General features: G+C 37.8%; 26 protein-coding genes and 1 pseudogene. 12 read left to right on the forward strand and 15 right to left on the reverse strand.

Going from position 1 to position 26,993, the window contains the following annotated elements; all coding sequences use genetic code 11:
• Nucleotides 1–93 precede the first annotated feature (93 nt).
• Nucleotides 94–582, reverse strand: coding sequence for a metal-dependent hydrolase (locus ACQKN4_RS20525; protein WP_079560058.1), 489 nt, complete (start codon nt 580–582; stop codon nt 94–96).
• 204 nt (nt 583–786) lie between these two features.
• Here ACQKN4_RS20525 and ACQKN4_RS20530 point away from each other — a divergent pair, with 204 nt between their 5' ends.
• On the forward strand, nt 787–2,031 hold the full coding sequence (locus ACQKN4_RS20530) for a ferredoxin reductase family protein (RefSeq protein ID WP_079560057.1): 1,245 nt from the start codon (nt 787–789) through the stop codon (nt 2,029–2,031).
• Between the two features lie 391 nt (nt 2,032–2,422).
• Nucleotides 2,423–3,049 (forward strand): nitroreductase family protein, encoded by a 627-nt coding sequence (locus tag ACQKN4_RS20535; protein ID WP_427484679.1) that lies wholly within the window; start codon nt 2,423–2,425, stop codon nt 3,047–3,049.
• A 165-nt stretch (nt 3,050–3,214) separates the two neighbouring features.
• Here ACQKN4_RS20535 and ACQKN4_RS20540 read toward each other — a convergent pair whose 3' ends face one another.
• The 4 genes from ACQKN4_RS20540 to ACQKN4_RS20555 all read right to left on the reverse strand — a co-directional run bounded on the left by ACQKN4_RS20540 (nt 3,215) and on the right by ACQKN4_RS20555 (nt 5,267).
• Nucleotides 3,215–3,322 carry a putative holin-like toxin gene (locus tag ACQKN4_RS20540; protein WP_427484680.1) on the reverse strand — a complete coding sequence of 36 codons (108 nt, stop codon included), beginning with the start codon at nt 3,320–3,322 and terminating at the stop codon, nt 3,215–3,217.
• A 220-nt stretch (nt 3,323–3,542) separates the two neighbouring features.
• Nucleotides 3,543–3,764 (reverse strand): YdbC family protein, encoded by a 222-nt coding sequence (locus ACQKN4_RS20545; protein WP_079560055.1) that lies wholly within the window; start codon nt 3,762–3,764, stop codon nt 3,543–3,545.
• Nucleotides 3,765–4,129: 365 nt separating this feature from the next.
• Nucleotides 4,130–4,873, reverse strand: a complete 744-nt coding sequence (locus ACQKN4_RS20550) for a hypothetical protein (protein ID WP_427484681.1) — start codon at nt 4,871–4,873, stop codon at nt 4,130–4,132.
• A 124-nt stretch (nt 4,874–4,997) separates the two neighbouring features.
• Entirely contained in the window at nt 4,998–5,267 is a 270-nt protein-coding gene (locus ACQKN4_RS20555; RefSeq protein ID WP_427484682.1) for a hypothetical protein, read from the reverse strand.
• A gap of 84 nt (nt 5,268–5,351) precedes the next feature.
• Between ACQKN4_RS20555 and ACQKN4_RS20560 the strand changes: the two genes are divergently transcribed.
• Nucleotides 5,352–5,837 carry a hypothetical protein gene (locus ACQKN4_RS20560; RefSeq protein ID WP_427484683.1) on the forward strand — a complete coding sequence of 162 codons (486 nt, stop codon included), beginning with the start codon at nt 5,352–5,354 and terminating at the stop codon, nt 5,835–5,837.
• Nucleotides 5,838–5,863: 26 nt separating this feature from the next.
• Here the strand turns inward: ACQKN4_RS20560 and ACQKN4_RS20565 are convergent, their stop codons facing one another.
• The 3 genes from ACQKN4_RS20565 to ACQKN4_RS20575 all read right to left on the reverse strand — a co-directional run bounded on the left by ACQKN4_RS20565 (nt 5,864) and on the right by ACQKN4_RS20575 (nt 7,274).
• Nucleotides 5,864–6,136 carry a lipoprotein gene (locus ACQKN4_RS20565; RefSeq protein ID WP_427484684.1) on the reverse strand — a complete coding sequence of 91 codons (273 nt, stop codon included), beginning with the start codon at nt 6,134–6,136 and terminating at the stop codon, nt 5,864–5,866.
• Nucleotides 6,137–6,221: 85 nt separating this feature from the next.
• Nucleotides 6,222–6,557, reverse strand: coding sequence for a nucleoside triphosphate pyrophosphohydrolase (locus ACQKN4_RS20570; protein ID WP_427484685.1), 336 nt, complete (start codon nt 6,555–6,557; stop codon nt 6,222–6,224).
• A 24-nt stretch (nt 6,558–6,581) separates the two neighbouring features.
• A complete protein-coding gene (locus tag ACQKN4_RS20575) occupies nt 6,582–7,274 on the reverse strand; it encodes an NERD domain-containing protein (protein ID WP_427484686.1) in 693 nt (230 codons plus the stop codon).
• A 214-nt stretch (nt 7,275–7,488) separates the two neighbouring features.
• Here ACQKN4_RS20575 and ACQKN4_RS20580 point away from each other — a divergent pair, with 214 nt between their 5' ends.
• A complete protein-coding gene (locus ACQKN4_RS20580; protein ID WP_079560050.1) occupies nt 7,489–8,670 on the forward strand; it encodes a pyridoxal-phosphate-dependent aminotransferase family protein in 1,182 nt (393 codons plus the stop codon).
• A gap of 448 nt (nt 8,671–9,118) precedes the next feature.
• Here ACQKN4_RS20580 and ACQKN4_RS20585 read toward each other — a convergent pair whose 3' ends face one another.
• Nucleotides 9,119–9,700, reverse strand: a complete 582-nt coding sequence (locus ACQKN4_RS20585) for a TetR/AcrR family transcriptional regulator (protein WP_079560049.1) — start codon at nt 9,698–9,700, stop codon at nt 9,119–9,121.
• A 252-nt stretch (nt 9,701–9,952) separates the two neighbouring features.
• Between ACQKN4_RS20585 and ACQKN4_RS20590 the strand changes: the two genes are divergently transcribed.
• From ACQKN4_RS20590 to ACQKN4_RS20605, 4 genes and pseudogenes are all read left to right on the forward strand, one after another.
• Nucleotides 9,953–11,170 carry an MFS transporter gene (locus ACQKN4_RS20590; RefSeq protein WP_427484687.1) on the forward strand — a complete coding sequence of 406 codons (1,218 nt, stop codon included), beginning with the start codon at nt 9,953–9,955 and terminating at the stop codon, nt 11,168–11,170.
• Between the two features lie 22 nt (nt 11,171–11,192).
• Nucleotides 11,193–12,266: an LLM class flavin-dependent oxidoreductase gene (locus ACQKN4_RS20595; RefSeq protein WP_427484688.1), complete on the forward strand. Its 1,074-nt coding sequence runs from the start codon at nt 11,193–11,195 to the stop codon at nt 12,264–12,266.
• Nucleotides 12,267–12,295: 29 nt separating this feature from the next.
• Nucleotides 12,296–13,236 (forward strand): annotated as a pseudogene (locus ACQKN4_RS20600) (alpha/beta hydrolase).
• A 227-nt stretch (nt 13,237–13,463) separates the two neighbouring features.
• Entirely contained in the window at nt 13,464–13,655 is a 192-nt protein-coding gene (locus ACQKN4_RS20605) for a hypothetical protein (RefSeq protein WP_053482024.1), read from the forward strand.
• 129 nt (nt 13,656–13,784) lie between these two features.
• Here the strand turns inward: ACQKN4_RS20605 and ACQKN4_RS20610 are convergent, their stop codons facing one another.
• Together ACQKN4_RS20610 and ACQKN4_RS20615 are read right to left on the reverse strand one after the other, a co-directional pair.
• Nucleotides 13,785–15,104, reverse strand: a complete 1,320-nt coding sequence (locus ACQKN4_RS20610) for a D-serine ammonia-lyase (RefSeq protein WP_079560045.1) — start codon at nt 15,102–15,104, stop codon at nt 13,785–13,787.
• Nucleotides 15,094–15,567 carry a YaiI/YqxD family protein gene (locus ACQKN4_RS20615; RefSeq protein WP_079560044.1) on the reverse strand — a complete coding sequence of 158 codons (474 nt, stop codon included), beginning with the start codon at nt 15,565–15,567 and terminating at the stop codon, nt 15,094–15,096. The genes ACQKN4_RS20610 and ACQKN4_RS20615 overlap by 11 nt, the downstream gene beginning before the upstream one ends.
• Nucleotides 15,568–15,754: 187 nt before the next feature.
• Between ACQKN4_RS20615 and gdhA the strand changes: the two genes are divergently transcribed.
• From gdhA to ACQKN4_RS20630, 3 genes are all read left to right on the forward strand, one after another.
• Nucleotides 15,755–17,128 (forward strand): NADP-specific glutamate dehydrogenase, encoded by a 1,374-nt coding sequence (gene gdhA / locus ACQKN4_RS20620; RefSeq protein WP_427484689.1) that lies wholly within the window; start codon nt 15,755–15,757, stop codon nt 17,126–17,128.
• 173 nt (nt 17,129–17,301) lie between these two features.
• Nucleotides 17,302–17,988 carry a phosphoribosylaminoimidazolesuccinocarboxamide synthase gene (locus ACQKN4_RS20625; RefSeq protein WP_427484690.1) on the forward strand — a complete coding sequence of 229 codons (687 nt, stop codon included), beginning with the start codon at nt 17,302–17,304 and terminating at the stop codon, nt 17,986–17,988.
• A 171-nt stretch (nt 17,989–18,159) separates the two neighbouring features.
• Nucleotides 18,160–18,813, forward strand: coding sequence for a Yip1 family protein (locus tag ACQKN4_RS20630; RefSeq protein WP_427484691.1), 654 nt, complete (start codon nt 18,160–18,162; stop codon nt 18,811–18,813).
• 60 nt (nt 18,814–18,873) lie between these two features.
• On the opposite strand, the gene ACQKN4_RS20635 is transcribed toward ACQKN4_RS20630, so the two are convergent.
• Together ACQKN4_RS20635 and ACQKN4_RS20640 are read right to left on the reverse strand one after the other, a co-directional pair.
• The gene (locus ACQKN4_RS20635) at nt 18,874–20,076 is read right to left on the reverse strand and encodes an NAD(P)-dependent malic enzyme (protein ID WP_427484692.1); all 1,203 of its coding nucleotides are present in this window, start codon (nt 20,074–20,076) and stop codon (nt 18,874–18,876) included.
• A 403-nt stretch (nt 20,077–20,479) separates the two neighbouring features.
• On the reverse strand, nt 20,480–21,310 hold the full coding sequence (locus ACQKN4_RS20640; protein ID WP_427484693.1) for an MBL fold metallo-hydrolase: 831 nt from the start codon (nt 21,308–21,310) through the stop codon (nt 20,480–20,482).
• Between the two features lie 115 nt (nt 21,311–21,425).
• Here ACQKN4_RS20640 and ACQKN4_RS20645 point away from each other — a divergent pair, with 115 nt between their 5' ends.
• Entirely contained in the window at nt 21,426–22,241 is an 816-nt protein-coding gene (locus ACQKN4_RS20645; protein ID WP_427484694.1) for a hypothetical protein, read from the forward strand.
• Here ACQKN4_RS20645 and ACQKN4_RS20650 read toward each other — a convergent pair.
• Nucleotides 22,146–22,955: a sulfurtransferase gene (locus tag ACQKN4_RS20650; RefSeq protein ID WP_427484695.1), complete on the reverse strand. Its 810-nt coding sequence runs from the start codon at nt 22,953–22,955 to the stop codon at nt 22,146–22,148. The genes ACQKN4_RS20645 and ACQKN4_RS20650 overlap by 96 nt on opposite strands.
• A 10-nt stretch (nt 22,956–22,965) precedes the next feature.
• Nucleotides 22,966–26,577 (reverse strand): dynamin family protein, encoded by a 3,612-nt coding sequence (locus tag ACQKN4_RS20655; protein WP_427484696.1) that lies wholly within the window; start codon nt 26,575–26,577, stop codon nt 22,966–22,968.
• Nucleotides 26,578–26,993 lie beyond the last annotated feature (416 nt).

A 26,993-nucleotide genomic window follows, 5' to 3' on the forward strand; every position in this document is an offset into this window, starting at 1 on the left:
ATCTTATTAAATTTAAAGTATAAAGAAATTGGAGTTCATCTGGGTTAAGGTGCTGAAAGAGTACAGCACCCCAACATTTGACTTAGAACCTTTTTATACTGTCTGTATTAGCTTAATCATAATTTCATAGCTAAAAAAGACTGAAAGTATTGTTAACAACATAAACACTACCTTTTCAGCTTTACTACCCGTTTTTGTAGTAATGGGTAGACGCACTGAAATGGAAACTGGGAAGAACAGTTTAACACCCTTCTTCGTCCCCATATCAAGAAGTATATGACTGGCCATCCCTAATAAAATACCTAGTGAAATGGATTTGTAAGGTATAAATGTATGTAGTAGCATTCCAACTAGAAATAAAAAAAGCAAACTATGTGTAAAGGAACGATGTCCAAACATAGTATTGACAATCTTTGAAATAATGGGAAGCTTCCTCCCAATTTTACTGCCGCCATGGCAAATATCTGGAAGTAATGCACCGATAACTCCTGCTCCTACTAAAACAAGAGGATTATCATTAGAAATTTGTGCAAAAGCAAGGCTTGCCGTGATGCCTCCGATAATATGTGTATTCCCTTGCATATTTACTTCCACTCCTTATGTCTCTATATTTTTACCTTTCTTAATTTATCACACCCCAGCCCAAAAGGGAACATATATTCCGAACAAATAATCCCCCTTTTTTATATTTACTCGTAAAAAACTCTCATAAAAATCAGAAACATTTCACGTTCTTATTGTATATATAAGATGATTAGAGATAAAAATGAGTATTGGAGGTTATATATGAAATCTATCAAAGGAATTTTGTTTATTATACTAATAATGAGTAGTAGTGCTTACCTGTGGTATTTTGCTACACCTATAGAACCTATCCATGCTATTAACAGGCTTAGTCATATCATTGGAGGCATGGCCATTACAGGCTTCTTTCTTGTCTTCTTTTTAGCAACAAGAATAAAAATTTTTGAGCGTTGGTTCTATGGGCTAGAGAATGTTTATTTTTATCATAAATATTTAGCAATATTTTCACTAGTATTGGTGATTATCCATGGGCAATTACAAGATCTAGTCCCCCGCTTCGATAAAGTAGAAAGAACTTCATTCAGTGAATTTGCGAAAGAACTAGGGTCACTTGGCCAATATGGCTTCATTGCGCTTATTTTAATTGCACTTTTAGCTAAATTTCTAAAATATGAACATTGGCGGATCTTTCATCGGTTATTGCTTATCCCTTATACATTTGGAATTTATCATGCTTATTTTTCAAGCAGATACGATTTATTACAGCCTACACCTTTAGGAATTTTCACCGTAATAACGGCTACTATTGGATTTATGTCAGCATTATATATGTTGACGATGTATCAGGATATGTTTTTTAAATATAATGGCAACATTACGGGGATCAAAAAATTGGGGCCAAATGTTATTGAGCTGGAACTCACACTTGATAAAACATTACCGTATCGACATGGACAATTTATTTTTATCAAGATTTTGCAAGATGGCATAGAAAAGGCGCCTCATCCATTTTCTATTTCAGGTGGCGATGAAAAAAAAGTATTTATCTCTATGAAGGTACTTGGTGATTTCACAAAAAAAGTATATGATTCCGTGCAACTGAACACACCAGTCACACTTGATGGTCCATATGGTCATTTTAATTTTGAAAATGCCTCACAACAACAAGTTTGGATAGCAGGTGGCATAGGCATTACTCCATTTTTATCTTATTTGCAATCACAGCCCGTCGATCGTAATATCGAGTTATTTTACACTTATCATGGCGAAGACAACGCAATCTATAAGGAATTTTTACAGGAGTATGCACAAACAAATCAACAATTTAGCGTGAATTTTATTGATACTGCCCAAATGGACAGGCTTTCTTTTGAAAATATTTCAGTGCCCGCGCATACGAGTATTTTTATGTGTGGCCCCCAAAAGATGCTTAAACGTTTTGCAAAGCAATTGAAAACCTGCAATAAAGATCTAAGCATTCACTTCGAAGCATTTAAATTTAAGTAATTAATCAATGTCCGGAATCGGCTTTGTGCTTAGGCCTACACGAGGGCCGACACGATGTCGGTCATTTCGGTAATGCCACAGGACGTGGCATTTTTACCGATGCAGGTCAGTTAGCCGTTATCGCATGGATGCGATGATTTTAGGCTAACATCCTAAGTGAACTCCTTTCCGATTCCGTGACATCCGCCGGAGGCTTTAGGCCAACACGATGTTGGTCACTCAGCCGTTGCCACAGGGCGTGGCGTTCTTAGACTGAGTTCCACTATTTCAGCAGATGTTTGGATACCCGCTAAAAGAAGTCAAAACTCTCTAATTCGAGCAATTTACTTGGAATATTAAAAAGGATATCGTATAGTAAAAATCTCATCAAATTTAAAGGAGATTTTTTAACATGACTACAACTAAAAGTTATTTAAATAAAGTAATGCACGATCGTAAATCTGTTCGTAAATATGAGGCAAATTTTAAAATTCCACAATCTGAATTAGAGGACTTGCTTGTTGAGGCAACAACCGCTCCATCATCAAGCAATTTACAACCTTGGCGCTTTTTAGTCATCCAAGATGAAGCAGTAAAAAAAGAACTACGTTTGATTGCTAATAACCAGGAGCAAGTTGAAACTGCTTCTGCCATCATTGCGGTATTAGGCGATACTGAAATGTACAATAATGTAGAAGAAGTCTATACAAAAAATTTCGAACTTGGCTATATGGATGAAGCAACATCGAATATGATGATTGAAAATTCATTAAAGCTTTATTCAAACCTTCCTAAAGAGGTTCTAAAAAATATTGCTACATTTGATGCAGGCTTAATTTCTATGCAAATCATGCTTTTAGCAAAAGATATGGGCTATGATACAGTACCAATGGGTGGCTTCAATAAAGAGGCTTTTGCGAAACACTTCGAATTAACAGATAATCTAGTGCCAATCGTCTTAATCGCCATCGGAAAAGCAGCAGCACCAGCTTACGGCTCATCTCGTTTAGCGTTAAATGACATTGCCAAATTCATTTAAGACTATACAAAATGTTCTTTTTAGAATAAATATGATACACTGACTATAGAATAAAAAAGACTGGATGCGTTAACATCCAGCCAAAAGCAACAATCACGCCGCAACCATAGCGGCTGACCAAGTGAAAGTTATAGCAATCGCCACCTTACTTAGCCGGCAGGGTGGCTATTTCTTTTTATTTTGAGAGACAATAATGCTAAGCATCAGTGTAAGTACTGCAATTAGCAAAATGCTACTTTGTACAATCAAACTGAATGCTTCAAATACTGTCATCCGCCTCACCCCCTTTCAAAAGGGAGTTCAGCCGCCACCTGCTTTATGAATTGTTGCTATTGATAGTCTACCAATTTTTTGAAATATATTCTACGGAAAATCCTCAGAAGATTTATGTTTTCCTCGCAGATAGTCAGGAAAGGCTATATTCTCATTTGCCGCTTCAGGAGCACGAATCCCGACTTACGTTGTGCCTAATAAACACGAAAAGATTCCTTTGTTATTCTGACAATTTAGCTAACGACTCTTTCAAAAGCTGCAGTTCGGGCATTGATAACGTAACACCCTTTCCCATCTTTGTATGATCCTCCGACCAATCTCTAATATCGTATTTCGGTTCACGATCATTCCAACTAATTAAATTCAATTCTTTTTTCCAGCCTTTATTGCCCTCCGATAACACCGCAATCGTTTCAATAATTTCGTATTTAATTTCTGCCATATGTATTCCTCCTTAATGCATCTGTAATAAGAACTATATCTTGAAATAATAGGATTATCAAACGTGACAAAGCATGAAATAATGGAATTGTATAGAAATTAGATCGCGAAATCTGGACTTTTCTATGGTCTTCCTTAAAGTAATCAAATTATTACTTCAATTTGTGTACTTTCTTTGGTTTCTATACTTCAAGTACTAATGGCAACAACCTTCCCAATTTAGTCTTTGCCCCATTGAAATTCCTTCAATGCTCATAAAAAAAAGATAACGCCTGCACGATACAGTCATCATCTTTTTTAAGTTACCTAAAGCGTATTGTCTTTTACAAAGGACACACATTATATTATTGTTAGTTTTTCTTTTTATTATTTTGTAGGAATCATTTCAATTTGATCAACAATGAATTCATTCTTGGCACTATCGAATTTATATGTGATGTTGAAATCACCTACATATACTGGAGATACTCCTACAGACCCAGGCATATTTAATTTTATTTTTTGATTTTCCAATGTATAAACAACTACACCGCCGAAAGCAAGTTCATCTTGATCTAGATTTGGCGCTGGATCAAAATCATAATCAAATTTAGATTCTTTTCCTTGCGCTGTAGCTGTAATCGTTAATGTACCATCATTATTTTTAACAACTTTTGATCTAATTTCATTAGCCACAATGTCTTCATAACTTTGTACTTTAAACTCTGATAAATCCTCAACATTAATAACATGAATATCATAGTTATCTAATCCTGTTCCTCGTCCAGTTTGGATTATAACTACGGCTTCTTCCTTATCATCATTTGTAAGATCTGTATAGAAAAGCTGGGGTTTAGTTCCTGTATTAGGGATTTCCCAATCAAAGTTTTTTCGTTTACCATCAATATCCAAAACTACGCTTTTTATTTCATTGTTTTCTTCATTAAGTGCGTAAAGTTTAACTTTTTTATCATCTGAAGTCTCAATCAACTTTTCATCATTCTGTTGCTCCGACTGCGTTGTTTCCTGTTCACCAGAAGCCTTTACTGTACTTGCTGTTGACTTATCTAAACTGCATCCAGATAGTGTAAAAATACTCAACAACATCAATATTCCAATTTCTTTTTTCAATTTCTATGCGCCCCTTCCGCCTATTATTTTACACGTGCTACATGCAATATAACATGTACTCTCTTCTACTGTAAAATAAAGGATAAAAACAACATTCATTTTTAAAATAACATCACCGAAGGCTTTAGGACAACAGATATTCTTTTGTGCTAAAGCCTAGTTCCAACGTAGCGACAGCAACAAATGTCTTTTGTATGAAGGCGCAGTGCCAACGTAGCGACAGCAACATTACTACCGAACTAGGAAGTAACGACAAGGCTAAGCCATCCTTTGTCATTACTTCCTTTTTTGGTTCAATCACTAATTCATGGTTTGTCTTATAATCCGGCAGCAAAAACACATCATTATTATCAAATATAATTCCAAGAAAATAATATAAATATGTTTTTACCATTAAGTTCCGGATATTTTTAACTGTAGATTTATTACTTTAGCACTGTTATCATAAAAAAGTATTTTTTAGAAAGGAGGTTATCTTGTGTACGATTCTTATTATTACGATGATTTTGATGCGGCTCTCGGAGGTATATTTATCATTATTATATTAATTGGGCTTGTGCTGAGTATTGTAAGCTATGTTATTAGTTCACTCATTTATTATAAGGCTTCAAAAATAAATGGTTTTAGCGATTTAGCTTATATTGCATGGATTCCAATTATTAACGTTTATAGCCTTTTCCTATTAACTGCAAAGGGTGAAGATAACGCAACTGTCCGTGGTGCAGCGAAAAAGAATGCTCTTATTTACGTTGGATTAATAATTGTTTCATTTATTCCGCTTATAGGTATTATTGCTTCATTAGGTCTTTTGGGCTTTACTTTATATTTCACTTATCGTCTCTTCTATCGTTGGACTGGTGAAACTGGCAAAGCTATACTTTATATCATTTTATCATTCATTACATTCGGACTATTCTATTATATTTACGGCTTAATGAAAATGAATAAACCTTTCGTTGCATAAATACATATGCAAGTACAAAAACCTCTTTACACCTTTAAAAGGGTATAAGAGGTTTTGAACTTATTTTTACTATAGAATCTCCTGATTTTTAGGGAAGACCTTATCTCACGTTTTAACTTTTGAATTTTTGATTCCTCTATCCTACCATTGTAGTTATTCGAAATTACTTGAGAAATCATTGTATATTGTTCTCCATTCACAATAACTTTGCCTCCAGGCTGACTAACAGTACCGTTTGGAAAACCGTTACATCCACTCAAAAGAGGTACAATCAAAATGGATAAAATTATTTTTTTCATTCCAATCACCCCTATAAATAAAATTATAGAATCGATCATAGTAAATGTTCTTCAGTATCCTATGTAAATGTATATCATTATAATTTTAGCTTCCCTCCTCATCCTTTACTTCAATTAAATATATACCTTTTGAAAACCCTCCTCGTTGCCTCTTCTTCTGAGTCCGTATTTCTTTTAATTGTTTGTAGGAAACATCGTACATTTGTATAGCTGTATGTACTAGTTCTAAAATATCTGCAAGTTCCTCAATGGCTTCTTTTGGAGAGGTTGCCTTTTGAAATTCTAATGCTTCTTCTTGCATTTTCACTTTTATTTCTTCTAAATGTTCACTCTGCTCTAGTATTCTTATGTTACATGTTTTACCTCTCGCCTCAATTACTTGTGGAATTAAATCACGTACTAATTTATTGTATATTGGCATGTCCCCAGTCTCCCTTTTAACATCTTATTTTTCACCATACTTCTGCTGAATCATTTGAATATGTTGTTTTTTGACTTCATCTGATACTTGCATTTGAGGCACAAGCTTATTGTAAATTGCTTGAATATCGTCTTGAGAGAAAAGCTGTCTTGCAGTTTGCTTTTGTGTTTGGATAAAACGCCTTAAATTCTCTCGTTTTACAATATGTACATTTTGGGAAGTTACAGCCACTTTTTTCAATGTACAGCGCTCACTAAACACAATGACTGAATGAATTGATTCTATCGGAAGCTCCAGGAAATCTTGAATTGCACGTATGTGCGTAGCATTTTGACGGATCGGATTGAAAAATTTATATTTTTTCTTATTCGGCATCGTTTGTGTCCATTGCTGTTGTGCTTCATTACCAAAAATCCAACCACTATAGTTTTTTGACTCAATCACATATAGTCCCGTTCGATCAATAAATAGAAGGTCAACTTCCGTTAATTCATCTGAATTTCTCTTTGGAACATATACATTTAATAATTGCCTATGACTCTGTAAAGCATGCTTCTCAATAATTTTCGATGTTAAGTACTCACCATGTCTCCCTTTATTGAATTTAACTGCAAAGAAATTATTTTTTGTCAGTTTATAATAGACACTTTTCCGATAATTTTTGTCCATGAGGTAAAAGCTTAAAACTATCAATACAAAGAAAATAATTAGCAACATAAATCCCCCTATCTTATAATTTTTTTACTCCATAAAGGCAATAATTCCCAAAATCATTATACCAATTTTACCAATTATGTTTTTACATTCTTCAACTATTTTCCTTATCAATTACCACTGTATTTTTGAAAAAGAAGTTAGCTATCAAAAAGTATGTTATAATATAATTAGAATATTTAGAATCTACAAATTTTAGTGCAAAGGGGTTATGATAGTGTACGAAAATATTTTAAGACATCCTGGGCCTACTCCTATCCCAAAAAAGGTTCAGCTTGCGATGAATCGTGATATTATTAGTCATCGAAGCAATGAGTTTGTGGAGCTTTACCGTGAAACAATTGAATTAGTAAAACCTGTCTTCGGGACAAAACAGGATATTTTACTCCTTCCATCAGGTGGTACGGCCGCTTTAGAAGCTGCTGCGATTAACACTGTTTCTGCTGGTGAAAATGTTGTTGTAATCACTGTTGGAGCGTTCGGAGACTATTTCGTTTCGATTTGTGAGAAATACGGTTTTCATGTACATAAGCTTGAAAAAGAATGGGGACAAGCTTGCACAGCGAAAGAGCTACGAGAATTTTTGCAGCCGTTACAAGAGATTAAAGCTGTTTTTATCACTTACAATGAAACTTCGACTGGGATCATAAACCCAATTGCTGAATTAGCACAAGTTGTTCGTGAAGAAACGGATGCATTATGTATTGTCGATGGTGTAAGTTGCCTTGGTGGAGCTCCTGCTGAAATGGATGCTTGGGGCATCGATATTCTTGTTACTGGCTCTCAAAAAGCCATGATGCTACCTCCTGGACTTTCTTTAGTCAGTGTAAGCGAAAGAGCTTGGAAAGTTATTGAAGAAAATAAAGCACCATCCTATTATTTAAACTTATTGAGCTATCGTAGCTGGGCAGAAAAAGGAATGACTCCGAATACGCCTACTGTCACACTAATATATGGACTTCATGAGGTATGTAAGCTTATAAAGGAAGAAGGAGGCATTGAACAAACAATTGACCGCCATGAACTTATGAAAAACATGGTTCGTCATGCAATGAACGCCCTTAATATTGAACTTCTCACTACTGATGAGCAGGCTTCTCCGACCATTACAGCGATTATGGCACCAAAAGGAATAACTCTCGGTGACTTCTTGTCACATTTAAAGCAGCAATATCATTTAGATTTCGCTGGAGGACTTGGTCATTTGCAGGGTAAAATTTTCAGATTCGGTCATATGGGCTATTGTTTCCCAAGTGATATTTTACAGGCCGTTTCTTTAATGGAAGCAGCACTTCGAGACTTTGAATATGACTTTGAGCCAGGCGCAGGTGTACGGGCAGCACAAGAAGTATTTTTAACCGCCCAGCGAAAACAATGCCACGAAAAAGCGAGACTTTAATCAGTGAGGTCTTCTGTATTCCCAGAGATTAGTCTTCACCAATTGGGCTTATACGAGCAGTTAATCTCCCATCTAGCTTGTTGTTTTCATTCTTATTGCTTGTAACGTGGGATAAAGCTTTAAACCTCCAAATCTATATATGGATTTGGAGGTTTGTTTATTTATTTGAGTTAATTTCATAAATTTAATCCCTCTAGTTTCAATGGGCCCGAAACAAATTTTTCGTTACTGCTTTTTATATTGAGGCTGGGACATAATTAGTCTCGAGAAGGAATAAAAAAAGTGAAATCACGTCGTCGATTTCACTTTTTTTATTATTTTTGAAAGAGGCAGACAAGGCTTTGCCACCTTGTCTTATATTTTCGAATATTCACGGCTATTTCAGAAATTTATTTTGTCTCAGCCTCTACATGTACCATTTAATTTTATTCGTAATAGTTTACAAAATTTATTTAAGTAATGTGAGAGTTGTTGCGATTGCATTGTCAACAAATGATTTTTGTGGTTGAGATTTCATCATGACCGTTAATCCAATTAACGCTACAATTAGAGCCTGTGCTATAGACTTTGCATCCGTGCCTTCCTCTAATTCACCTGATTGGATTCCTCGTTCAATTGTCTCCTGAAAAATGACTGCTAGATAAAGTTGATGTTCTCTCGTTAAGATTTCAAATCTCTCATCATGAGGAGCTAGTTCAACCATTGTATTGATGCAAAAACAGCCGTTACTAAGATCTTTCGTATATTCAGCAGCAATCACTTCTTCAAAAAAAATAGCAAATGTCTGTTTTACAGAGGTATGACCTTGAAGTCTAGCTCGTATATCAGCTGCACGAGATGTCGTATATCTACGAAGTGCTGCTTCGAATAGTTCTTTTTTATCACCAAACGTTGAATATATACTCGGACGTTGAATCCCCATTCTAGCAGTGAGATCACTTAAAGAAGTAGCTTCATAGCCCTTCTCCCAAAATAACTGCATGGCAGCCTCTAAAACTTTTTCCTCATCAAATTCACGGGTTCTTGCCATAAAAAATCCACCTCCATTGTTTAAGAGTTAGTGAGTTTGTCACTTTAAATTTTTAAATACCAAACAGTATGTAAATATTGTATAATCAGCTGCTTTTATTGTCAATTTTCATTGTGTTAGGTAAATACGGAGTAAAATAATTTTAAATAAACACTTGACATTATAAACAGCACTAAGATATATTTACCAATAATTATATTGTACCGAACGGTATGTTATAATTAAAATCCAATATTGAATGGAGGATAGGGTATGGACAATGATCTGAGGCCAGAAGTGGATGCTTCTGTGATGATTCTACAACCCTCTATGTCTAGAACTGTAACTTTATTATTCGCTACAGCCTGTGGAATGTCTGTCGCCAATATTTATTTCGCACAGCCGTTACTTGATCAATTGTCTAATGAATTTAATATTGATCACTCGACAATAGGTGTTGTAATTACCATCACGCAGATCTTTTATGGGTTGGGCTTATTATTTCTAGTACCTCTTGGAGATTTACTAAACCAGCGACGCTTGATTATCGGACAGATGCTATTATCCACAACGGCTTTGGTTATAGTTAGTACCGCTTCTTTTAGCGTGGTACTTTTTACAGGTATGGCCTTAGTTGGTCTACTTGCAGTTGTGACGCAGACACTTGTGGCGTTTGCAGCAACTATGGCCTCCCCTACAAAACGCGGACGTGTTGTTGGTATTGTTACAAGCGGGATCGTCATTGGCATTCTTCTCGCTCGAACCTTTGCTGGTCTATTAACAGACCTTACAGGATGGCGTTCCGTCTATCTAGTCTCTGCCGCCCTCATGTTTGTAATGGTTTGTATGTTTCTGAAGGTGTTACCAAAGGTGGAGCGTGAAGTAAAATCACTCCCCTATCATCAGCTAATTAAATCCGTTTTCACTCTGTTTATGCAAGAAAGAACATTACGCATCCGCTCAGTTTTAGCCATGCTAATTTTTGCTGATTTCAGTATTTTGTGGACTTCACTTGTTCTGCCACTTAGTGCGCCACCATTCGCTCTTTCACATAGTGTAATTGGCGCATTTGGTCTCGTTGGAGTGGCTGGTGCACTAGCTGCAGCACAGGCTGGGAAACTGGCCGATCGAGGTTACGGACAAAGAACGACAGGTATTGCTTTAATTCTATTACTCATTTCATGGTTGTTTATCGACTATCTAGAACAGTCGTTATTGGCATTAATTGTAGGTATTGTGTTGCTTGATTTGGCCGTACAGGCAGTACATGTCACTAATCAGACGATGATTCTTCCATTACGTACAGAGGCACGGAGTCGACTTACCGCGGGATATATGATGTTTTATTCCATCGGCAGTGCTGGCGGCTCATTTGCTTCTACACAGATGTATGCACACTTTGGTTGGGAAGGGGTTTGTTTCCTCGGAGCTTTAATCAGTGCAATTGCTCTAATTTTTTGGGTTACGACTAAACGGTTTACAAAATATTAGATTTGACTAGGAGAGATAACAAATGGAAATAGGAATTACCTCTTTTGTAGAAACAAAACCAGATGTTCATAGTGGTGAAGTGATTAGTCATGCACAACGTTTGCGTGAAGTGGTTGAAGAAATCATTCTTGCAGATCAAGTGGGGCTGGATGTGTTTGGTGTTGGCGAGCACCATCGAGAAGATTATGCTGCATCCTCTCCAGCAATGGTGCTATCTGCTGCAGCTCCACAAACAAAAAAGATTCGGCTTACAAGTGCGGTAACAGTTCTATCTTCAGCTGATCCTGTACGTGTCTTTCAGGATTTTTCCACATTAGATGGACTATCGAATGGGCGTGCTGAGATTATGGCAGGTCGTGGTTCCTTTATCGAATCCTTCCCCTTGTTTGGCTACAATTTAAATGATTATGATGAACTATTTGAGGAACATTTGGACTTACTCCTCAAAATTCGCGAGTCAGAAAAAGTAGTATGGGAAGGTAGACATCGACCAGCAATCAATAATTTAGGTGTGTATCCAAGACCCGTTCAAAACTCCTTACCAATATGGGTTGGTAGCGGAGGAAATCAACAATCTGCCATCCGTGCTGGACTTTTAGGATTACCACTTATGCTAGCAATCATCGGTGGCAATCCAATGCAGTTTGCACCTATCGTACAGCTCTATAAAAAGGCAGCTGCTCAAGCAGGGCATGATCTATCAAAACTTCAGGTGGGATCTCATTCGATAGGTTTTGTTGGCCCGAATACTGAATGGGCAGCGGATACGTTTTTCCCATCAACAAAGGCAGGTATGAATAAATTGGGCAAAGAACGGGGTTGGCGATATTATGATCGCACTAGCTATGATGCTGCACGAAGTTTCGAAGGTGCGTTATATGTAGGTGATGAAGATACAGTTGCTGAAAAAATCATCCATCTTCGTAAACACGTAGGGATTACACGTTTTATGCTGTACGTACCATTAAGTACAATGCCACATGATCAAGTTATGCAAGCTATAGAATTGCTCGGAACAAAAGTTGCTCCTCGTGTACGTGAGGAAGTTGCCAAATGGGAGGCGAAAATAGCACTAGAAGGACATCCATTTCTTTAAGATATCATTATTTAACAGGAGGAAATTATATGTCGATCAATAATCGAGTCTTGCCAGAATTAAGACAGGCTTACTCCCAATTTCCAGGCTTTCGGTTGGAGAAAGATTTAGAGTGGAGTCGAAGTCTCTTGTCCACCCCACCTTCGGAGAAGTCAGAACTTGTCCACACATCAAACCGTATGATTCCCAGGGGGATGGAGACGAGATGTTGGTTAAAATTTATGAACCAGTTGAACGAAATATTAATCAACTTCCAGCGATGCTTTGGATTCATGGCGGTGGTTTCGTTATGGGACACCTTGATATGGATGATATTTTATGTGAACGCTTTGTTCAAACTGCTAATTGCGTTGTCGTTTCGGTTGATTATCGACTTGCTCCTGAGCATCCCTACCCGGCGGCTATAGAAGATTGTTATGCAGGGTTAGTATGGATGACAACCGAGGCACCATCCCTCGGCATCGATGTCAAACGGGTGGCGATTGCAGGCGCAAGTGGTGGCGGAGGACTAACAGCAGCTCTAGCATTATTGGCTCGCGATAAAGGAGGACCTTCAATTATATTCCAGATGCCACTGTATCCAATGCTTGATAACCGAAATGAAACACCTTCCAGCTATGAGATTACTGAGGACCATGCAACATGGAATAGAACTAATAATTTGACCGCTTGGGGTATGTACTTAGGTGAGGAAAAGGACACCCATGAGCTATCTCCGTATGCGGTCCCTTCAAGAGCAGATAACTTAGCAGGATTACCTTCAACTTATACATGTATAGGTCAACTCGATTTATTTCGAGATGAAACCATTGATTACGTGACACGTCTTGCCCAAGCAGGAGTAGATGTTGAATTCCAACTCTACCCTGGTAGCTTCCATTGCTTTGAAGTCTTTGTGCCAGATGCAGAAGTAAGTCGACGAGCTAGTCAGAATTATTTAGATGTCATGGCACGCGCTCTTCATTCTTAATATCGGATAACCTTAACTTCAAATGAAGCCCTCTCCCCTACTGGCTGATTTGAAAAAGTTGGACTGCGTAAGAGAACGATACACCTAAGTAAAATTGCAATTTAGGCCAATATTTCATGGCAGCGACTGAATAATCTTTTAAAGCTAGAATTATGAATATGAGTGCATTTTCAAAAGCTAAAAGTGTTATACTTATAAGCACGTTATAAAATGAGGAGTTAGACAGAATGAAATATTTTAAACCACAAATGCAGCAACTTGTGAAAGAAAACCGTGAATTACATGATCGCCTAAAAGAATTAATGGCCGAAATGGATTTACAAAAAAATTATGCTTTAAAAGCTCTATATCACGCTGAAGTAGCGGACGGTGGACGCTATCAGCAAGATTATCAAGCGTTGGACTATTTATATAAATAACTCTCAATGAGCAAATACACTTTTAATAATTTCAAATCAATTGTTTAAAAGTAATAAACGCAAGAATGTTGATTCCGATCGCATTCTTGCGTTTTCTTATTAAATATTTTAATCATCAATCCTTGCTACTTACACTACCTTTGTCATGTATTCCTCACGCATTTCCACCGGCACCATACTTCCACCTGTTGCCCAAATAAGATGGGTAGCTTGCTCCATCTTATTAACTAAATCATGCTTTTCTAAATAACTTTGTCCTTTTTTCATTAACTGAATTGGTCCGAACATCCCTGCATGTGCAGATGGCTCTAAAAATAAACCTTCTACTTCCATCGCTAATGCAAGCGATTTAAATAATTGCTCATCTTTTACCGTGTAGCAGCCACTAATATAAGTTTCCATTACTTTCCCAACAAACTTAGAAGCGCGACCAACAGCAAGGCCATCTGCTTCTGTTTTATTATCAAGACCAATATCTTCTACACTGATGGCGTCATGTAAACCCGTCATCAAGCCCATTGTCATACAAGGAGAAGCTACGGGCTCAGCGAAGAAAACATGGGCATGTTCTCCAAAAATTTCACGTATACCGTATGCAACACCGCCTGGTCCACCACCTACACCACACGGCAAATACACGAACAATGGATGGGCTTGATCCACTGTAATATTCGTCTTTTCAAACTGTACTTTTAAACGCTTCGCCGCCACTGCATAGCCAGCAAATAAGTCCTTCGAATTCTCATCATCAATGAAATGGCACATAGGGTCAAGTTCAGCTTCTCGACGCCCTTGTTCCACAGCAACGCTATAATCTGCTTCATATTCAATAACTGTCGCACCTTTTTCACGCAACAATGCTTTTTTCCACTCTTTTGCATCACTCGACATATGTACAACGACATTAAAGCCGAGTTTTTTGCCCATAATGCCGATACTTAATCCTAAATTACCTGTAGAACCTACGGCAATTGTGTATTGCTGGAAGAATGACTGAAAATCATCTGTTGCCAATACAGCATAATTGTCCTCTTTTGTTAGTTTGCCACTAGCGATGGCAAGGCGCTCTGCATGCCTTAATACTTCAAAAATACCCCCACGAGCTTTAATAGAGCCTGAAATTGGCAAAGTATGATCACATTTTAAGATCAATTGACCTGGTATGAAAACGTCAAATTCCTTTTCAAGAGCTTTCTTTATCAAAGCTATGTCTTTTATAGATGATTCAATAAGTCCTTTACTTTCCAAAAGCTCAGGAAATGCAATAATCAAATAGGAAGAAAAACGTTTAAGTGTTTCTTCTGCTTCCTCAACCTCTTCCATTGAAAAAAGATTGGTTTCCCCCCCTTTTTTTCGATTTGTATTTTCCCATAGCACAGTTTCATGATTCGCTAGCTCTTCTAATCTCGGAAATCGATTAAATAGTTCGTGTTTAAGTTCATTTTTCACCTTTAGATTCCTCCACTTTTTTAGCTAAAATTGCTCGTTCACAAATTTGTCGAAATTTCAATTCGAACGAAATATTGTTTTCTTGTGTTCGTTTTTTAGGCCCTCTCGTACGTCCACCTGCACGTCTAATTTTTTGTCCAACATGGCGCATATCGAGCAAACGTTCGATATTTTCATCGGACATCTCTCTTCCATTTTGATCGATTGGATAACCACCTCTTGCCAAAACCATTGCTGCTAATCCGTAATCCTGTGTAATGACAATATCATGCTTTGAAAGCGCATTCACTAGCGTAAAATCAACCGAATCTGGTCCCTTAGGAACAGTAATTGTTATTACATTATCACGTTCAACACGGTGGGATGTATCGCAAAACAAGATTGTTTCAATCTCAAACTCAGATGATATAGATAGTGCTAAATCCACGACTGGACAAGCATCAGCGTCAATTAAAACCTTCACAATAAAGCATCATTCCTTTCTCATAATTAGATAGATCAATCACATTATTATTATTTTAATATAACAAATCTTCGCCCCCGTTTGTTAAATTTTTCACAAACTTAAGACTGTTAAAAAAAGTATTTTATTGAATAGTGTGAAAAATAGATATACGATACACCTATCAACTTACTGGAGGTTTTTTACTATGACAACTTTAACTGTAAGCAACGAACAATTAGCAAAAGAATACGTTGATGGCGTATTTGAGCAACTAAAAAACCAAAATAGCTATCAAGCAGAGTTCTTACAAGCAGCTGAAGAAATTTTTATTTCATTAGTGCCTGTATTTGCACAACACCCTGAATATATAAAAGCCAATATCTTATCTCGTATCGTTGAGCCAGATCGAATCATTTCCTTCCGTGTTGCTTGGCAAGATGATAACAATCAAGTTCAAGTAAACCGTGGTTACCGTGTACAATACAATAACGTAATGGGGCCATACAAAGGCGGCCTTCGCTTCCACCCTTCCGTAAATGAATCCATTATCAAATTCTTAGGCTTTGAACAAATTTTTAAAAATGCTTTAACTGGCCAACCAATCGGTGGTGGTAAAGGCGGCTCAAACTTCGACCCTAAAGGTAAGTCAGATTCAGAAATCATGCGTTTCTGTCAAGCGTTCATGACTGAATTATACCGCCATATTGGTCCTGATGTCGATGTTCCAGCAGGTGATATTGGTGTAGGCGCTCGTGAAGTTGGCTATTTATGGGGCCAATATAAGCGCATAACAAAAGCAAGTGAATCTGGTGTATTAACTGGAAAAATTCCTGGCTATGGTGGTTCTTTAGCCCGTAAAGAGGCAACTGGTTATGGTACTGTTTATTTTGTAAATGAAATGCTAAAAGATGCCAACGATTCTTTCGAGGGTAAAACAGTTGTAGTTTCTGGTTCTGGTAACGTTTCAACATATGCAATTGAAAAAGCACAATCCTATGGTGCAAAAGTTGTTGCTTGCTCTGACTCTTCAGGCTATATTTACGATCCAGAAGGTTTAGACCTTGATGCAATTAAAGAAATTAAAGAAGTAAAAGGCGATCGTATCTCCACTTATTTAAACTATCGTCCAAATGCTACATTTAAAGAAGGCTGCACAGGTATCTGGACGATTCCTTGTGACATCGCGCTTCCATGTGCTACTCAAAATGAAATCAATGGCGATTCGGCTCGTACTTTAATTGAAAACGGCGTAAAAGCTATTGGTGAAGGTGCAAACATGCCATCAGACTTAGAAGCAATTAATGAATTTTTAAATGCGGGCGTATTATTTGGTCCTGCAAAAGCGGCTAATGCCGGAGGTGTTGCTGTATCTGCTCTTGAAATGGCGCAAGATTCAAGTCGCGTATTCTGGTCATTTGAAAAAGTAGATGCTAAATTACACGAAATTATGAAAAATATTTACGCAGATAGTAAAGCGGCTGCTGAAAAATATGGTTACCCTGGGAACCTTGTAGTTGGCGCGAACATCGCTGGCTTCGTAAAAGTTGCTGATGGTATGCTTGCTGAAGGCGTATATTAATAACTTTACCTCACCCTAAGATGATAACGAATATTCGTTATCATCTTATTTTTTAATAAAAAAAGCGTTGAAATACGCTTAAAATTTACATTAAAACGAACGATTTTACTATTAAATAATCAAAACATTCGTGTTATAATATTGGAGTACTACAACATATTGGAGGGTTTTTTGTGGAATTATTGTATACAGGTAAAACGAAAAATGTGTTCAAGTTAGAAGATGGTCATTACTTATTAAAATTTAAAGATGATGTAACTGGTGAAAACGGCGTATTCGACCCAGGTGCTAATACTGTTGGATTAACAATCGACGGTGCTGGTTTGGCTGGTCTTCGCTTAACTTCTTATTTCTACTCAAAACTAAACGAACAAGGTGTTCCTACTCACTATGTTGATGCAAACTTCAACGATGCAACAATGACGGTAAAACCTGCAACTGTTTTCGGTAAAGGGTTAGAGGTCATTTGCCGCTTCAAGGCAGTAGGTTCTTTCCTACGTCGCTATGGTGCTTACGTGAAAGAAGGTCAAGACTTAGATTCTTTCGTAGAAGTTACCATCAAAGATGATGATCGACTAGATCCTCCTATTTCTGAAGATACTTTAGCAATGTTAGACCTGTTAACACACGAAGAATATGCAATTTTAAAACAACGTACAATTGAAATTGCTAAATTTGTTGCTGCAGAACTTGCCAAAAAAGGGTTAACTCTTTACGATATTAAATTAGAATTTGGCCGTGATGCTCAAACAAATGAAATTTTATTAATAGATGAAATTTCAGGTGGTAATATGCGCGCTTACAAAGGTGAACAATACATAGAACCATTAGAGCTTGAAAAAATTATGTTAGCTGAATAAAAAAACCATTCTATTAATATGCTATGTAAGACTAGTTACGAGTAATCAAAAGAGTCGCTTTTTTTGCGGCTCTTTTTGTTAATAAAATGATTTCTTTTGAAACTTTTCACTAGGTCATTCCGTATACTCATTATACGCATAAATTTATCCTATTATTTTGGAGGTAATTTGATGGATAACTATAATGAATCATCACAAGAAAGGCCAAAGGTTAATCCATTTTTGTCTATTTGGTTGCATCCAAAGAAAACAACCCGTTACATGATTGAAGAAAAATCAATAGGTTTTGCGATTCTTCTCATGTCAATTGGTTATATTGGCGTTACACTTACAGACCTTATTGATAGCACATTTTTGTCAGACGTGTCTCCTTGGTTTATCGTCATTTTTTGTGTTATTGCAGCACCGATTTTAGGGCTAATTGGTACGGCTTTTTCTGCACTAATCACTTGGCTGTTCGGTAAACTTTTTAAAGGAACAGGTACGTACTCACACTTATTCAAAGGGCTAAGTTTAACTTCTATCCCATTTATAGTACTTATTCCTTTTTATTTAATTTGGTTATTTACATCACCTGAGTCTTTAATGAATTCTGACTTCGCTGGAACTTATCCTTGGGTTATTTGGCCAGCACTTTTATTAACCCTTGTGGTTGTAATTTGGTCCCTCGTTATTACAGTAGGAATTGTTGCCGAAGCACATCAAATTCCAAATTGGATGGCCTTCTTAACGCTCTTAATTCCAACCATTATTTTCGGTATACTATTCATTATTCTTATTATTGTTCTATTTTTCATTTTCGGCATTTTTATCGGAATGATGTAAAAAAATCTCCCCTCTCTATGAGAGTGGGAGCTTTTTTAGGTTCACCTGTATACGTAAATGTTAAACTGAAAGCACTGTATTTTGTTGGAAGAGCTCCGACACACCTGACTCAACAGCTGCACCACTTACAGCTTGCGAAACAATTTCAACAACCCGCTCATCTAATGATTTAGGTACAATATATTCTTCGGTTAATTCCTCATCACTAACAAGAGCCGCTATCGCTTCTACTGCCGCTATCTTCATCGCTTCATTAATATCTGTCGCTCGAACATCCAATGCCCCTCGGAAAATACCAGGGAAAGCGAGTACATTGTTAATTTGGTTCGGATAATCCGAGCGTCCTGTCCCCATAACACGCACTCCCCATGCCTTGGCGTTTTCATACGTAATTTCAGGATTTGGATTCGCAAGTGCAAACACGACCGGATCTTCATTCATTGAAGCAATATGTGCTTCTGTTAATAAATTGGCAACCGATACGCCGATAAAGACGTCAGAACCTTTAATGGCATCCTCCAATGTACCATGTATTTTTTCTGGATTTGTTAAATGGGCAACCGTTTCTTTAATCGGATTCATACCTTCAGCGCGGCCTTCATAGATGAGTCCCTTTGTATCACACATAAAAATATTTTTATAGCCCATTTGCACAAGAATACGCAAAATAGCAATACCCGCTGCTCCTGCACCATTAATCACAACCTTCATCGTTGCCACATCTTTCTTCACAATACGATTGGCATTAATCATCCCTGCACCTACTACAATCGCTGTCCCATGCTGATCATCATGAAATACAGGAATATCACATTCTTGGCGCAGACGATCTTCAATTTCAAAGCATCTTGGTGCTGAAATATCCTCTAAGTTTACAGCACCAAAAGTTGGAGCAAGTGCCTTCACAATGCTGACGATTTCATCCGTACTCTTCGTATCTAAGCAAATAGGAAAAGCATCAACATTGGCAAAGCGCTTTAATAAAATCGCCTTCCCCTCCATTACCGGTAATGCCGCCTTCGGACCGATATCTCCTAATCCCAATACCGCTGTACCATCTGAAACAACAGCCACCATATTTCCCTTCATTGTATAGTCGTAAACAAGCGATGGATTTCTTTCAATCTCTACGCAAGGCGCAGCTACCCCCGGAGAATACGCAAGACTTAGATCATATGAATCTTGCACAGGTACTTTAGAAATCACCTCTAATTTCCCAGTATAATACTCGTGCATTTCTAAAGCCTTTTTCATAATGTCCATTCAATCCCATCCTTTTCTTTTCAATTTATTATATATTCCAGAATCATAATACTTTGTGAAAGTAAAGTCAACGAATTTTCTGTCAATTGTATTTCATCTTCGAAATAGTGCCATTTTTAATCATTCATTCCTATTTATCGTCTTGTTATCACCTTCACAATCAATTATTTCAATATAAAATTTACAACTATTAGCCTTTCAATAAATGTATAAATACCGGCATTAAACCTGCTCAACTTTTCACATAGTATTTTTCTTATGTAAATGAGAATTTTTTCACAAACTTATGTAAGCGCATCCATTACTCTATCTAGTTTCGTCACATTTTCTCCACATTTTTTCACAAAGTTTTTTATTATATTCATTCCTTAGCAGTGTCACGTTAATCAACAAAAAAGAGCCCTTATTTCAAGGACTCTTGCGTAAACTGATTTATAAATGCGGTGATAATATGCTTGGAAGACCATTGTTCCCCTGATACTTTTGTAATCGGGTATTCTCGAGAAAAGATTGATTTTGTCATTTCCTCTACCGAATAACCTTTATGAAACAGTTGCCTTATATTCCCCTCCATCTCTTCTAAATAAGCAATTTTTTCTTGTATTTTCGCTCGACCATCCGCTATAAAGCCTGCATGACAACAATATACTACCTCAAAATCATAGTTTGCTATTTTTTTCAAAGACGCTAAGGTATGTACGATATTTTCTTCATCAAGGACAACCTTAGTTTTCGTTTGTATATACAAATCGCCTGTAAACATAGCACCCGTTTCCCGATTATAAAATGATACATGATCTGTCGTATGCCCTGGCGTTTCAATAACATCCCAAGTAGCTAAATTCGTTTGTAACGTATCGCCAAGCGGTTGAGCTATAAACGCCGGTCGCTCACCCCATAATGCCTGTCGATAAAATGGATACTCCCCATCCTTTGCGCAAAGGCTCACTGAATCACAGTGAACATAGATAGGTACACCCGTATGTTGCTGAATCCATGCCGCATTTCCCGAATGATCCTCATGAGAATGAGTGAGCGCCAATTGTTCAATCGGTAATTCTTTAAAAAAAGATTGGAACTCCTGAGAAAGTGAGTATGAGCCTGTATCAATTAATAACCCATCTACAAAAAAGCTAAAAACACTCATGCCAATACCCTGAACCGCCACTTTCCCATGAGCACATTGCACATCACGATTCTGTTGAATTTCTATACTTTTCTCTCGTTCAAACATCCTTTCTCCCCCTTTGTAAAAAGAGTTTAGCATAAAATGAATATTCAGTCATTTCATTAATACATGAAAACTCGGTTCGTTAGTATAATTTCGCTTTGGTGGGGCTATCCACGGTTTGGATGGAGCTATCCTTCATTTTGACGGTTCTATCCACGATTTGGGCGGAGCTATCCTTCTTTTTGACGGTTCTATCCACGATTTGGGCGGGGCTATCCTTCTTTTTGATGGTTCTATCCACGATTTAGGCGGAGCTATCCTTCTTTTTGACGGTTCTATCCACGATTTGGGCGGGGCTATCCACTACTTTGATGGTTCTATCCACGGTTTGGGCGGGGCTATCCTTCTTTTTGATGGTTCTATCCACGGTTTGGGTGGAGCTATCCTTCTTTTTGACGGTTCTATCCACGATTTGGGCGGGGCTATCCTTCTTTTTGATGGTTCTATCCACGGCTTTGGCTTTTCATTCCGTCGCTTTGATTTCTATCCGTCACCTCCGCTCTTCTTTCCGTCTCTCTTGCCTTTCTTACCGTCGCTTCGACCTTTCTTTCATCACTTCAGCCTTTCTTCCCGTCGCTCTGATTTCTATCCGTCACCTCCGCTCTTCTTTCCGTCGCTCTTGCCTTTCTTACCGTCGATTCGACCTTTCTTTCATCACTTCAGCCTTTCTTCCCGTCGCTCTGATTTCTATCCGTCACCTCCGCTCTTCTTTCCGCCGCTCTTACCTTTCTTTCCTTCACTTCGGCTTTTCTTTCCGTCGTTTCGACCGCTTTCCACCTTTTCCACTCCAATAAAAGCAAAAAACGCCCACCAAAGTGAGCGTTTCTTCTATAATCTTTTATTCATTTGTCCCTTTTTCAACGTCATATTGTGTAATCCAGTCACTATAGCTACCTACATACAGTTGAATATTTTCGTAGCCTTCATCTGCTAGCACTGCATACAATGGTGATGCTGTAACACCGCTTCCGCAGTATACCACAACGTGCTCATCACGAGTAACCTTGCTACGTAACGCATCATTCGCTTGTAAATGACCGTCTGACTTTAACTGCTCCCAGTCAAAGTTTTTCGCAGTTGGAATATGCCCTGCTACCTTATCAAGAGGCTCCATCTCACCACGATAGCGAGCTGCGGCACGTGCATCTAATAACGTAGCATCGACTTCTCCATCTACAATAGCTTTCACAGCTTCACGTGGAGCATATAGTTCATCTCGCCAAACAAATTCGATTGTAGTTGGTGGATATTTGATAATGTCTTTTGTGAAAGTTATTTTCTCCTCAAGAGCCGGTGCGCCACCATTCACAATTACGACATTCGGAAAGCCTGCATAATTCAGCATCCACCAAGCACGTGGGGCAAATGGAGCAGCTCCTTGGTCGTAAACGACAATTTGATCCTCATAGTTTAATCCCAATCCTTGAAATACTGCTGATAGCTTTTCCTTATTCGGCATGGGATGGCGACCATCGCTGGATCCCATATCAGATAAATCTTGCTCTAGATCGATATAAATTGCTCCTGGTGCATGTCCTTCTTCAAATGTTTTGCTACCTGCCTCTTTCTTTTGTAAATCAAAGCGAGCATCTACGAAACGGACTTCATCAAACTGAATTTCCTCAACTGATTTGAATACTTTTCCCAAATGAATCACCTCATGCGTATTGTAATTGAGCATAAATAGCTTTCCAAGAAGCTAAACGACTTTCTTCCTGAAGTGCAAGTCTTTCTGTTGCAATTTGTTCAAGCGCCTGATGATAAATATGCAGACGTAATTTCTCTGCTTCCTCTGCAATATAGGTAATCGCCCATGCCATGAGAGATACTTTTTGTGAATCTAAATAATCTTGCGCATCTGGTTTTGTTAAGACCTCTAGCGCCTCACTTAACTTCACTTTTTCATTCTTCTCAAAGAATGCCTTTTGATTACGGAAGTGTGATTTCACACCTGAATATTTAGTGATACCTGTAAATGGCCCTTCAAAATCAAGTAAATCTGGCTCAGAAGATTCAAACGCTAAAAACGAGAAACTTCGATTTAATTCTTTAAGCTCACGCACTTCATCTTTAAAGCGCAGTTGCATTTTTTTACTAATAAACTGTGATAAACGGAAGTTTGTTACACGCATTTCTTGTGTAAAATCAAATCGTAAACTTTGCATTACTTCCTTTAAAGCATGCTCTAATGCTTGCTGAACCGGCATTGCTGCAAATGTTGACGGATTGTAGCCTTCCTTAAAGAACTCTGGGTAACGATAGTACACACGCTGAAGAACATAATACAGTAATTCATCGAGCTCTTGCTTCGTTTCACTTTCTACCATACTTGTATTAAGCGAATTGAATTTCGATTTCACATGTTGTTCAAGAGTTGTTAATTCCTCTAAACGCTCATCCTTACGTTTTAAGTTCTCTTCTGTTTGCGCAATTAAGTCACCTAAACGTTGCTCCGTTTTATCGACTTCCTCTGCAAGTGCCTGAACCGCCAATGCACTTAATTCATCATTTAAGAATGTGTGGAAAGAATCTTCGAAAGGTGGCATACCAGATGTTAAATCCGCACCCTCTACTTTTTCCTTTAATGCTAATAAGCTAGACACACCGTAAAGTCGTGGGAAGCGAATGCCAAAGCGTTGTAATTCTGAACGCACATAGCCTTTTACATCTTCCTGTTCTTCTTCTGTTGTCGCTAAATCAATCGCATTGACGATAAAGAACATCTTATCAAGCTCGAAGGCATCCTTCACACGACCAAGCTGGATTAAAAACTCACGGTCCGCTTTAGCAAAAGCATGATTATAATAAGTAATAAACAAGATTGCATCAGCATTACGGATATATTCAAATGCCACACCTGTATGACGCGCATTTATAGAATCTGCTCCTGGTGTGTCAACAAGTGTTACACCCATGCGTGTTAACGGACTGTCATAATAGAAATCAATATTATCGACAAAGCATGATTTATTTTCCTGCGCAACAAATTTTTCGAACTCTTCACGGTTTACACGTAATACTTTTCCAAGCTCAGACTTAAATGATGGGAACCCTTCTTTATATGCGCGAATAAATGATTTATGCACATTTAAGCGTTCGTCAGATAATTGCACCGCAAGTCCCTCATCTGCACGATTGAATGCTTCTTCTAACGAAGAAACCGATAAACCAATCGCTGCATATGAAGCTTGAATATCTTCTAGCATTTGGTCAGCTGTCTTTAACTGTACATCTGCTGTTTCATGCGGATGATCTGGTGACACAGGACGAATTTTATTAATAGCCGCTGTTGTCGGGTTTGGTGATACAGGTAAAACCTTGGCACCCATTAACGCATTAGAGAACGAAGATTTCCCTGCACTAAATGCACCGAAAAGCGCAATTGTGAAATCCTTTTTCTGTAAGCGTTCTACTTTATTTTCTAAGTAAGTTGCTACCTCCGCAAAGCCCTGTACATCTTTTACAGCAGTTGCCGTGTGAAGTGCACGCTTCACTACACCTTCAATAGGAAGACTTGTTGCACTAACTGCCTGCTGTGCCTCTTCCTCAATTAACGCTTCCTCTTTTGGCTTTAACATCGATTCGTCAAATAATCGAATATCTGCTAAATCTTGCTTAAAGGCATGTTCCCAATTTGTCAGCTGTTGATTTGCTATTTTACGTATTTCATTGCTTGCCTGATGCATAATACTTGCACTATATTGCTGATAGCTCTCGATTTCAAGCACTTCTTGAATGGCATCAACTTTCTCTTGCATCCCTGCCATTTTTAATTTAGATGGAGCAGCCGTTTCTGTAGCTACTGCTTCCAAAGTTGTTGCTTGCGCATCTTTCCACTTATCAGTTTCCTGGATGTAGTAGCGCTTAGTCGCTTCTGCCACACGGTTGGCAAAATTCAACACAGCATCTCCTGTTAAAATTGCGCCAACTTGTACCTGCTGCTCTATAAGGGAGAAAGGTAAATCAAAGGCGTAGGCATCAATAGTTGTAGCACGTTCTTCATTTAACGCACCAACATCCTTTATCACCTTTTTCATTAGCCCTTTTAAATGTCCAGTAATTTGTGCATGAACAACATTTTGATAGGCACTATAGGCATCCTCTTTACGGCGGTTACGCTCTTCCACTGTTTTTTTCTTAGCAGTAAATAAGCCCCCTACCTTGAAACCTTCCTGCTGACTTTCTAAATAAAGACGTAATTTATCGCGTAAATCTGCTGGCATAATTGCTGCATTCGCAAGAAGTTCTTTACGTTGCTCTTCGAACATTTCATTCCATGCCTCAACTGAGAACAATTCAACTTGACGATTTAGCTTATTGTACTGCTCTAAAATATCCTTATGGTTTGCCCAGTCATCGGCACTTAATACATCTTCATCAATGTCTAAACGATCCTGTCTTTCTTCCGTTAAATAATTGTCATGCTCACTTTGTAATAAACGCAATGTATTTGATGCAGTTTGTACAAGCTGCTCCTGCCAATCATTCATACTATCCATAACGATTTTCTTTACAACCGCAAAATCGTTATTAGGGTGCTCCGGCTCTCTTAATGAAGTGAAAAATACGCCTTTTGGTACTACTCCCCAAGCTGCAAAGGAATTGTGAACAGTTGCTTTAAATTCCTCAAAGCTTAATTCATTTTCCTTATGCTTATCAATCATGTTAACGATTAAATAAACGTTTGGATTGTACTTCATTAATTGCTTTGTAAATTGAAAATTCAATTCCGATTGCACGTGATTGTAGTCCATTGTATAAAATACGATATCAGCAATATGAAGAGCAGACTCTGTTGACATACGGTGTGCATCATCTGTCGAGTCAACACCTGGCGTATCCATAACAGTGACACCTGGTGGTAATGTCGATGTACTATGACCAATTTCAATTTGTGACACTAGGTCCCCATTTTTACTAAGCTCTTTAACTGTTTTAAAATCATATCCTGCTTCGAATTTTACAGGCTTTTCATTATGCATATAGACAATCGCAAAGTCTTCTTCTGATTTATGGACTTTGACGATATTTGCACTCGTTGGAATAGGGCTTGCCGCAAGTAAATCTTCACCAGATAATGCGTTAATCATACTCGATTTACCAGCAGAGAAATGGCCTGCAAAGCCAATAACATATTCTTTTTGCTGTATTTTACGAGCAAAAAGTGATGTCTTATCCATACGCTCTGTATCACCATTATGCTGATAAATTATGTATTGTAACGAAGCCTGCTTTAAAAGCGCCTCCAATTGTTGTTCAAAATCTTTCATAAAAACCAGTAACCCCTTTATTCATATTAATCAATTTCGCCTTGGCGTAATTGCGTTCGGATTTTGAATTGTGGAGCACAATTCACTCCTCTAAAAATCCGTGACATCCGCCGGAGGCTTTATCTTCAATCAGTGATGTTTGGGAAGGAACTATATCCGTATTCATCTTACAACTTCAAAGGAAGCAGTTTTTACGAATGAAGATAGTCATAAATAATATTCTACCTTATTCGACAAGCAAAGTATAACACTAATTTACTATTAAAAGCATATATATCAGGATTTCAGACGCCATATTCATCCATATCGTCCTGTTTATTTATAAAATTAAAGCATTATAGGCTCATTATTGCTAGGCAATGATGTTTGTTAAAACCTTATACTAGGAAAACGCCCAGCCTGAACAGAAATCACCC

This window comes from Lysinibacillus sp. NPDC093692 (assembly GCF_050280125.1).
Taxonomy (GTDB): domain Bacteria; phylum Bacillota; class Bacilli; order Bacillales_A; family Planococcaceae; genus Lysinibacillus.